This window comes from Collinsella sp. An271, from assembly GCF_002159695.1.
Taxonomy (GTDB): Bacteria; Actinomycetota; Coriobacteriia; order Coriobacteriales; family Coriobacteriaceae; genus Collinsella; species Collinsella ihumii.
Map to the genome: position 1 here is coordinate 44,014 of NZ_NFJE01000014.1, position 8,139 is coordinate 52,152.

Sequence of the window (8,139 nt, forward strand, 5' to 3'; positions counted from 1 at the left end):
ATATCGTGCCCGCGGCGGCTTCGATGCCGCCATCGGATCAAGAACATTAATATCAAATATTGTGATTTGACTCGCGCGGTAGGCCCGCGGACGGGGTGCGGCGCGCCTGGCTCCCGGTTCGATGGGCAAATTGACCACGATCCGGAAATCATAGGTTGCTCGACGACGGCGGGGGACAGGCGCGGCGCTCCGCCTTCTCCCGACAATGGGGTCAAGTGACGATTTCCCGTAGGTATGGCGCAACCGAGGGGACATTCGTGGTAACCTCAAGACTTGTGTATCGCAACAGAAAGGGAATTTCGCATGGAAGAGATGCCCAAGACATACGATCCGTCTGAAAACGAGCCCAAGATCCTTCAGAAGTGGCTCGACGGCGGCTACTACCAGCGTCGTCCCGGTGTGGGCGACTGCACCGTGACCATCCCGCCGCCCAACGTGACCGGCGTGCTGCATATGGGCCATGCGCTCGATGACTCCATCCAGGACGCCATCGTCCGCGAGGCGCGCATGCGCGGCCGCTCCACCCAGTGGATCCTGGGCACCGACCACGCGGGCATCGCCACGCAGACCAAGGTCGACAAGAAGCTGAAAGAGGAGGGCAAAAACCGCCTCGAGATGGGCCGCGAGGCCTTCATCGACGCCTGCTGGGACTGGACGCATGAGTACGGCGGCACCATCAAGGAGCAGATCAAGCGCATGGGCTGCTCGGTCGACTTCGAGCACGAGCGCTTCACGATGGACGATGACTACGCCGAGGCCGTGCGCAAGGTGTTCTGCGACTGGTACCACGACGGGCTCATCTACCGCGGAAAGCGCATCGTCAACTGGTGCCCCTCCTGCACCACGGCCATCTCGGACGACGAGGCGGAGTACAAAGACGAGTCCGGCCATCTGTGGCACCTGCGCTACCCGCTGACCGAGCCGGTGAACGGGCAAGACTACATCGTCGTCGCCACGACGCGTCCCGAGACCATGCTCGGCGACACCGGCGTCGCCGTCAGCCCCAAGGATCCCGAGAAGGCCGCCTTCGTGGGCAAGACCGTGATGCTGCCCATCGTCGACCGCGAGATCCCCATCTTCGAGGACTGGCACGTCGACGCCGGCTTCGGCTCCGGCTTCGTCAAGGTCACGCCCGCGCACGACCCCAACGACTACGCCATGGGCGCCGCGCATGACCTTCCGCAGATCAACATCTTCGACGAGCACGCGGTCGTCGTGGACGGCTACGGCGAGTTCTCCGGCATGACGCGCGACGAGTGCCGCGAGGCCGTCGTGGCGTGGTTCGAGGAGCACGGCCTGCTCGACCACATCGAGGACCATGACCACTCGGTCATGCACTGCTACCGCTGCGACACCACGCTCGAGCCCTGGCTATCCGAGCAATGGTTCGTCGCCGTCGACAAGCTCAAGGGGCCTGCGATCGAGGCCGTGGAGTCCGGTCGCGTCCGCTTCAACGCTGAGCGCTGGAAGCAGTCCTACCTCACCTGGATGGAGAACCTCAAGGACTGGTGCATCAGCCGCCAGCTGTGGTGGGGCCATCGCATCCCCGTGTTCTACTGCGAGGACTGCGGCTGGGAGGACGCCCTCATGGAGGACACCGACGTGTGCCCCAAGTGCGGCGGCCACCACGTGCATCAGGACGAGAACGTGCTCGACACCTGGTTCAGCTCGCAGCTGTGGACCTTCGCCACGCAGGGCTGGCCGCAGAAGCCCGAGGCGCTCGAGGGCCATCATCCCACGACGGCGCTCGTCACCGCGCGCGACATCATCGCGCTGTGGGTCGCCCGTATGATCATGAGCTCCGAGTACTTCCTGGGCGAGGAGCCGTTCCACGACGTCGTCATCTACCCGACGATCCTCGCCAAGGACGGCAGCCGCATGTCCAAGTCCAAGGGCAACGGCGTGGACCCCATGGTCCTCATGGACAAGTACGGCGCCGACGCCATGCGCTTCAACCTGCTCTCCCTGTTCACCAACAACCAGGACGTCAAGTTCGACGCGGACATCGATAAGAAGACGCATGAGTTCAAGGGCAGCCCGCGCACCGAGCAGGCCAAGTCGTTCGTGACCAAGATCTGGAATGCGAGCCGCTTCCTCCTTATGAACATGGAAGGATACACCCCGGGCGAGCCGGTGGCCGAGACGCCGGCGGACGCCTGGATGTTCAGCCGCCTCGCCAAGACGGTCGCGGCGGTGACCGAGGGCATCGAGGGCTACACGTTCGGCGACGTCGCGCGCAGCATCCAGAGCTTCTTCTGGAACGAGGTCTGCGACTGGTACGTCGAGGTGACCAAGAGCCGTCTGAAGGACGAGGGCGCCCGCCTGCAGGCGCAGCGCAACCTCATCTTCGTGCTCGATACGAGCCTGCGCCTCATGCACCCGCTCATGCCGTTCGTGACCGAGGCGATCTGGGACGTCATGCCCGCGAGCTGCCTCGATATGGACGGCGAGCGCGCCGAGGCCCTCATGGTCGCCGCATGGCCCGAGCCCGCCGACTTCGAGCGCTGGGTGAACGAGCCGGCCGAGCGCGCCTTCGAGCTCACCCGCGCCGTGGTGACCGACGTGCGCTCCACGCGTGCCCGCTACCGCATCAGCCCCAAGGAGCAGCTGGATGTGCACGTGTGCGCTCACAGCGCCGAGGTCGCCGAGGCGATCGAAGGCATGGCCGAGTTCATCCGCGGCTTTGCGAGCGTGAAGACGCTGAACGTCGTGGACGAGGAGGGCTTTGCCAAGCCCGAGGGCTCCATCGCCCTGGCCGGCCCGGACTTCAACGCCTACGTGGTCGTGGGCGACCTGGTGGACTTCGATGCCGAGCGCGCCCGTATCGAGAAGACCATCGCCAAGGACGAGAAGGAGCTGGCGAGCGCCAACAAGACCCTCGCCAACGAGGGCTTCGTGGCCAAGGCCGCGCCCGAGGTCGTGGCAAAGAAGCGCGAGCGCGCCGCTGAGCTCGAGGCCGAGATCGCCGCGCTCAAGGCCCAGCTGGCCGATTTCGCGTAGCCAAGCCGGAGGGGCTGCTGCTTTTGAGGATCCGTCCCAAAAGCTGCGGCCCCCTCGCTAAGAGAAACGGGGCCCGTTGCCGTATGCGGCAACGGGCCCCGTTTCTGTTACAGGGAGTCTCAGCGCATCGGCTACGCGATGCCCATGTACTCCTTCATGCCCTCGATGGCCACCTTGGCGCCGGCGACCGCGTGCACGACGGTGCGGGGGCCGGTCGCCACGTCGCCGGCGGCGAAGACGCCGGGCACGGTGCACATGTTCTTCTCGTCCACCTCGAGCAGGCCTCGGTCGTTGGTGGCAAGGCCGTCGGTCGTGAGCACGAGCTTGTCCTTCGGCAGCTGCGACACGGCGATCACGACGGTGTCGCAGGTCACGTGGTCGAGCTCGTCCTCGTACCCCGTCACATTGCCGTCCTCATCGAAGATCGCCGTGCGGAAGACGGGGCCCTCCTTCTCGATGGCGATGACATCCTTGCCGCGCACGATCTCGCAGCCCTCGAGCTCGGCGTACTCGACCTCCTCCGAGCTCGCCGTGACGTTGTTGGTGTTGGAGTACAGCGTCACGCGGTGCGCGCCGTGGCGCAGCGCGGTGCGCGCCACGTCCATGGCGACGTTGCCCACGCCGATGATCGCCACGTCGCGGCCCAAGTCGACGGAATCGGGGTCCACGAGGTAGTCGATGCCGAAGAAGACGTTACCGCGCCCCTGGCCGCGGATGTCGAGCTTGCGGGCGCGCCAGGTGCCCGTGCCCACGAAGACGCTGTCGTAGCCGTCGCGGAACAGATCGTCGATGTTCAGCGCGCCGCCGATGGTGGTGGAGGGGCGCAGACGCACGCCGAGCGAGACCATGATGTCGCGGTAGCGGCCCACGAGCTCCTTGGACAGGCGGAACTCCGGGATGCCGTAGCGCAGCACGCCGCCGATCTCCGCCTTCTGCTCGAACACGGTGACGTCGCAGCCCGCCTCCGCCATCTTGATGGCGACGGTGATGCCCGCGGGACCCGAGCCGATCACGGCGACAGACTTGCCGTTGGGCTCCGTGCGCTTGGGCGTGTAGCGGTCGAGGTAGGTGCGGGAGATGTAGCTCTCGATGCTGGAGAAATGCACGGGATTGCCCTTACGCCCCTGGATGCAGTTGCCCTCGCACTGGTTGGAATGGTTGCAGATAAGCGAGCAGACGGCGCTCATGGGGTTGTTCTCGAACAGCAGCGCCCCTGCTTCGTCCATCCTGCGCTCCTTGAACAGGCCAATCACCTCGGGGATGGGCGTGTGGACAGGACATCCCTTGATCTGGCACATCGCCCGTTTGCACTCGAGGCACCTGTTTGCCTCCTCGACAACATGAATCGCCATGCTCTTCTCCCATCGTTCGCGTCGTGGTCCCAGCTGAGTTCGTTTCAGCGTGCGGTTGTGCTCTAGCATATCGCCTGGTGCGGCCCGTTTATATGAAATGGCCTGCACTTTGCGTGGTTTTGTTCTAGGTGCCATCTGCGGGTCTGTGCGTGAGCCGACAATGAGGTACCGGTACCCGCATTCTTGACGCTCCCTCCACATGCGGCGCCCGTGGTGGCGCCAAGCGCCCGCACTCACATTGCCCACATTCGCCCGCGCGAGAGCGGCGCGTGGTAGTATCTAGCGTGCCGTGCCCGCAGATGGTGCGGCGCTCTGGATCACATGAAACGTAGGAGCTGACCCATATGCCTAAACGAACCGATGCGTACGCGGTGCCCTTCGAGGTGCCCGAGCTTTCCTTTGACGAGGCGGTGTCGCTTGCCGCCGACACGGGCCGCATCTCGGGCGACGCCGGCCCGCTGCTCGAGACGGTCGTCGACATGCTCGACGAGCTCGGGCGTCCCGACGAGCACTACGACTGCCTGCAGATCGCGGGCACGAACGGCAAGACCTCGACGACCCGTTTTGCCGCCGCGATCCTTGCCGGCGAGGGCCTTCGTACCGCGCTCTACACGTCGCCCCAGCTCGTGCGCTACCCGGAGCGCATGGAGATCGACGGGCGCGTGATATCCGACGCCGCGTTCGCCCATGGCGTGTCCGCCGCGGTCGAGGCGGGCCGGCGCATCAACGCGGCGCGCACGGCGGCGGGGCAGCGCGCCTACACGATCACGCCGTTCGACCTGCTGACCGTTGCCGCGTACGTCGTCTTCGCCGAGGCAAGGGTCGATGTCGCGGTGCTCGAGGTGGGCATGGGCGGCCGCTGGGACGCCACGAGCGCGGCCGATCCGGTGGCGGTTGCCATCACGGGCATCGGGCTCGACCACATGCGCATCCTGGGCGATACCTTGGGCGAGATCGCGGCCGAGAAGGCCGCCGTCATCAAGCCTGGGCGCATCGTCGTGCTCGGAGAGGGGACGCACGAGCCGGAGGTGCAGCGCGTGATGGACGAGCGCTGCGAAGCCTGCGGGGTGACGCCGCTCGTCGTGACCCATGAGGTGCGCGAGCTTCCGCGACATGTGGGGGACATGCTCGCCTTCGCCACGGCAACGAGGCGGACGACCTATGAGGTGCGCTTTCCCAAGCCGAGCTACCAGCCTCAAAACGCCGCCTGCGCCATACATCTGGTCGAGGCGTATCTCGGCCGCCAGCTGAGCCCCGCCTCGCTCCAGCTCAGCTTGGAGACCTGCCCCACGCCCGGGCGGTTCGATATCGTGCGGCGTCGGCCCCTTGTCCTCATCGATGCCTGCCACAACCCTCAGAGCTGCGAGAACTTCGTCAGCGCGCTCGATGAGGTCGACGAGGACGTCTCGAAGCGACCGCTGCTGCTCATCGCGGCGCTTTCCGACAAGGACGTCTCCGGCATCGTGCGCACGCTCGTCCCGGCGTTCCCGCGCTTCGCGGTGACGGCGACGGCATCCGACCGCGCGCTTGCTCCCGGTGAGCTTGCGCAGCTTGTCGCCGAGGAGCTCGAGCGGGAGGGGAGAGCGCCTGACGGCCTGCTTTCCGTCTACGACACGGTCGCCGACGCGCTGGACGCGCTCACCGAGGCGGGAGAGCCCCTTGTCGCTGCCGGGACCATCACGCTTGCCGGAGAGGTTGCCGGGCTGTTGCGGAGTTGATAGGCTGAGGCGTCTCGAGGCGACCTGCGGCCGTGTTGTGCGGGGGCGGGTCGCCTTGGGGCGCACTGGGGACGCTGGGTTTGCTAGGGCATCTCGATTAACCCAAAGCAGGTTCATTATTCGGCATGATTTTTCTTACAGCTTGATCAGCAACATTGTTAATCGGAGTGCTGTGCCGGCGATTTCGCTTGGGAATAGGACATGGCGTCGGCAGCTGCAGGTCGAGTGCGGGAAGACAACAGTTCCGCTTATCCAGTCGCGGGGAAACCGCCCGAAAGACGATATGAGAAAGCCATTGAGGGGAAAGCCTCCCCGCGGCATACAGGGTCGCGGGCTGGGCGGGAACAATGGCGTTGTATCGTCACCTCGCGGTACCCGCCGTACCGCACGCATGGGAGGAGGCTCCCCATGACCCATGTTACCTCCATCGGGCTCGACGTACACGCGCGCTCCGTGTCGGCATGCGCCTTCGACCCGTTCACCGGCGAGGTGGTGCAGAGGTCCTTCGGGACCGACGCCGGCGAGATCGCCGCCTGGATCAAGGGGTTCGAGGAGCCCAAGGCGGTCTACGAGAGCGGGCCGACCGGCTCCGCCCTCTGCCGCCAGCTCAGGGCGCTGGGCGTCGACTGCGCCGTCGGCGCGGTGTCGAGGATGCAGAAGCCCGCCGCGGAGAAGAGGCGCAAGAACGACAGGCGCGACGCGGCGTTCCTGGCCCGCCTGCTCGCCACGCGCAACGTCGTCGAGGTGTGGGTGCCGCCCGTCGAGGCGGAGGCCGCCCGAGACCTGTCGCGGGCGCTCGACGACGCGCGCGAGGACCTGCAGCGCGCACGGCAGCGGCTCTCCAAGTTCCTGCTGCGGCGCGGCCACGTCTTCGACGAGACCGACGCGCTCGGCCGCAGGCGCGGCGCCTGGACGCGCGCGTTCTGGCGCTGGGCCGAGGGGCTCAGGCCAGCCGAGCCCGCCGCGGCCTCCGCGTTCGACCACTACGTGACGTGCGTGCGCTGCGCGGAGTCCGACAAGCGCGCCCTCGAGAGGCGGGTGGTCGAGGAGGCCCGCTCCGAGCGGTGGCGCCCCGTGGTGGAGGCGCTCTCGTGCATCAAGGGCGTCGACGCCGTCACCGCCTTCTGCCTGGCCGCCGAGGCGGGCTGCTTCAGCAGGTTCCCGACCGCCGGGGCGTACGCGTCGTGGCTCGGCCTCACGCCGTCCGAGCGCTCCAGCGGCGAGAAGGAGGCGACCGGCGGCATCACCAAGACCGGCAACTCGGCCTCCAGGCGCGCGCTCGTCGAGGCGGCGTGGCACTACGCGTCGTGCTCGCCGAGGCCCAAGGCGGCCCCCGCCGGCCACGAGGTGCCCCCGCGGATCAAGGGCAGGGCCGACGACTGATACCGTCAACCTACTTTTCACCATCTGCGCAAACGGATCGGCGCCGATCGCGCTAACGTACTTTCACCGGTTCCGCCAGCGCTTTTCCACCGTTTTCGGCTATTCGGTGCCCCTCCTCTCGCGCGGCAGGTCCTTCAGCCGGTAGGACCTGCCCGTGATCTTGATGACGTGGCAGTGGTGGCAGACGCGGTCCGCGATCGCGCTCGCCGCCACGTCGTCCCCGAACACCTTCCCCCAGCCGCCGATGCCGACGTTGGTGGTGATGATCGTCGAGCGCTGCTCGTAGCGCGTCGAGATGAGCTGGAAGAGCAGGTCGGCCCCGCCCTCGCCTATGTCGAGGTATCCCAGCTCGTCGATGACGAGCAGCTTCGAGTGCGCGTAGTACTTGAGGCGCTTCTTGAGGATCCCGCGGGCCTGCGCGTCCTGGAGGTCCTCGACGAGCCTGGCGCAGTCCATGAACCTCACCTCGCGCCCCGCCCGCACGGCCTCGATGCCGATGGCCACGGCGAGGTGGGTCTTGCCCACGCCCGGGCTGCCGACGAGCAGCGCGTTCTCGGCGCGCTCTATGAACCTGAATCTGAATCTCCCCCGTTTCCGTTGACACATCGAGTTCCGTTTGGGCATGATGCCGTAAACGGGGAAAGGGGGCATGGGATGGGACATCCGTCGCCCAAGTATTCGGCAGA

The 8,139-nt window shown here is 66.5% G+C and carries 5 protein-coding genes; 3 read left to right on the forward strand and 2 right to left on the reverse strand.

Features of this window, described 5'->3' with window-relative positions:
* Positions 1 to 303: 303 nt before the first annotated feature.
* Positions 304 to 3,000, forward strand: a complete 2,697-nt coding sequence (locus B5F74_RS10840; RefSeq protein WP_087202400.1) for a valine--tRNA ligase — start codon at positions 304 to 306, stop codon at positions 2,998 to 3,000.
* A 131-nt stretch (positions 3,001 to 3,131) separates the two neighbouring features.
* On the opposite strand, the gene B5F74_RS10845 is transcribed toward B5F74_RS10840, so the two are convergent.
* Complete coding sequence (locus B5F74_RS10845; protein WP_087202402.1) at positions 3,132 to 4,352, reverse strand: FAD-dependent oxidoreductase; 1,221 nt, start codon at positions 4,350 to 4,352, stop codon at positions 3,132 to 3,134.
* 344 nt (positions 4,353 to 4,696) lie between these two features.
* Here B5F74_RS10845 and B5F74_RS10850 point away from each other — a divergent pair, with 344 nt between their 5' ends.
* Together B5F74_RS10850 and B5F74_RS10855 are read left to right on the forward strand one after the other, a co-directional pair.
* A complete protein-coding gene (locus tag B5F74_RS10850; protein WP_087202404.1) occupies positions 4,697 to 6,070 on the forward strand; it encodes a Mur ligase family protein in 1,374 nt (457 codons plus the stop codon).
* 408 nt (positions 6,071 to 6,478) lie between these two features.
* On the forward strand, positions 6,479 to 7,453 hold the full coding sequence (locus B5F74_RS10855) for an IS110 family transposase (RefSeq protein WP_087202407.1): 975 nt from the start codon (positions 6,479 to 6,481) through the stop codon (positions 7,451 to 7,453).
* Between the two features lie 99 nt (positions 7,454 to 7,552).
* Here B5F74_RS10855 and istB read toward each other — a convergent pair whose 3' ends face one another.
* A complete protein-coding gene (istB, locus tag B5F74_RS10860) occupies positions 7,553 to 8,059 on the reverse strand; it encodes an IS21-like element helper ATPase IstB (protein ID WP_239283466.1) in 507 nt (168 codons plus the stop codon).
* Positions 8,060 to 8,139: the final 80 nt, after the last annotated feature.

Excerpts from the sequence above, each read along its gene's own strand:
- istB (WP_239283466.1), bottom strand. The coding sequence starts at position 8,059 with ATGTGTCAACGGAAACGGGGGAGATTCAGATTCAGGTTCATAGAGCGC.
- B5F74_RS10845 (WP_087202402.1), bottom strand. The coding sequence starts at position 4,352 with ATGGCGATTCATGTTGTCGAGGAGGCAAACAGGTGCCTCGAGTGCAAA.
- B5F74_RS10840 (WP_087202400.1), top strand. The coding sequence starts at position 304 with ATGGAAGAGATGCCCAAGACATACGATCCGTCTGAAAACGAGCCCAAG.
- B5F74_RS10850 (WP_087202404.1), top strand. The coding sequence starts at position 4,697 with ATGCCTAAACGAACCGATGCGTACGCGGTGCCCTTCGAGGTGCCCGAG.
- B5F74_RS10855 (WP_087202407.1), top strand. The coding sequence starts at position 6,479 with ATGACCCATGTTACCTCCATCGGGCTCGACGTACACGCGCGCTCCGTG.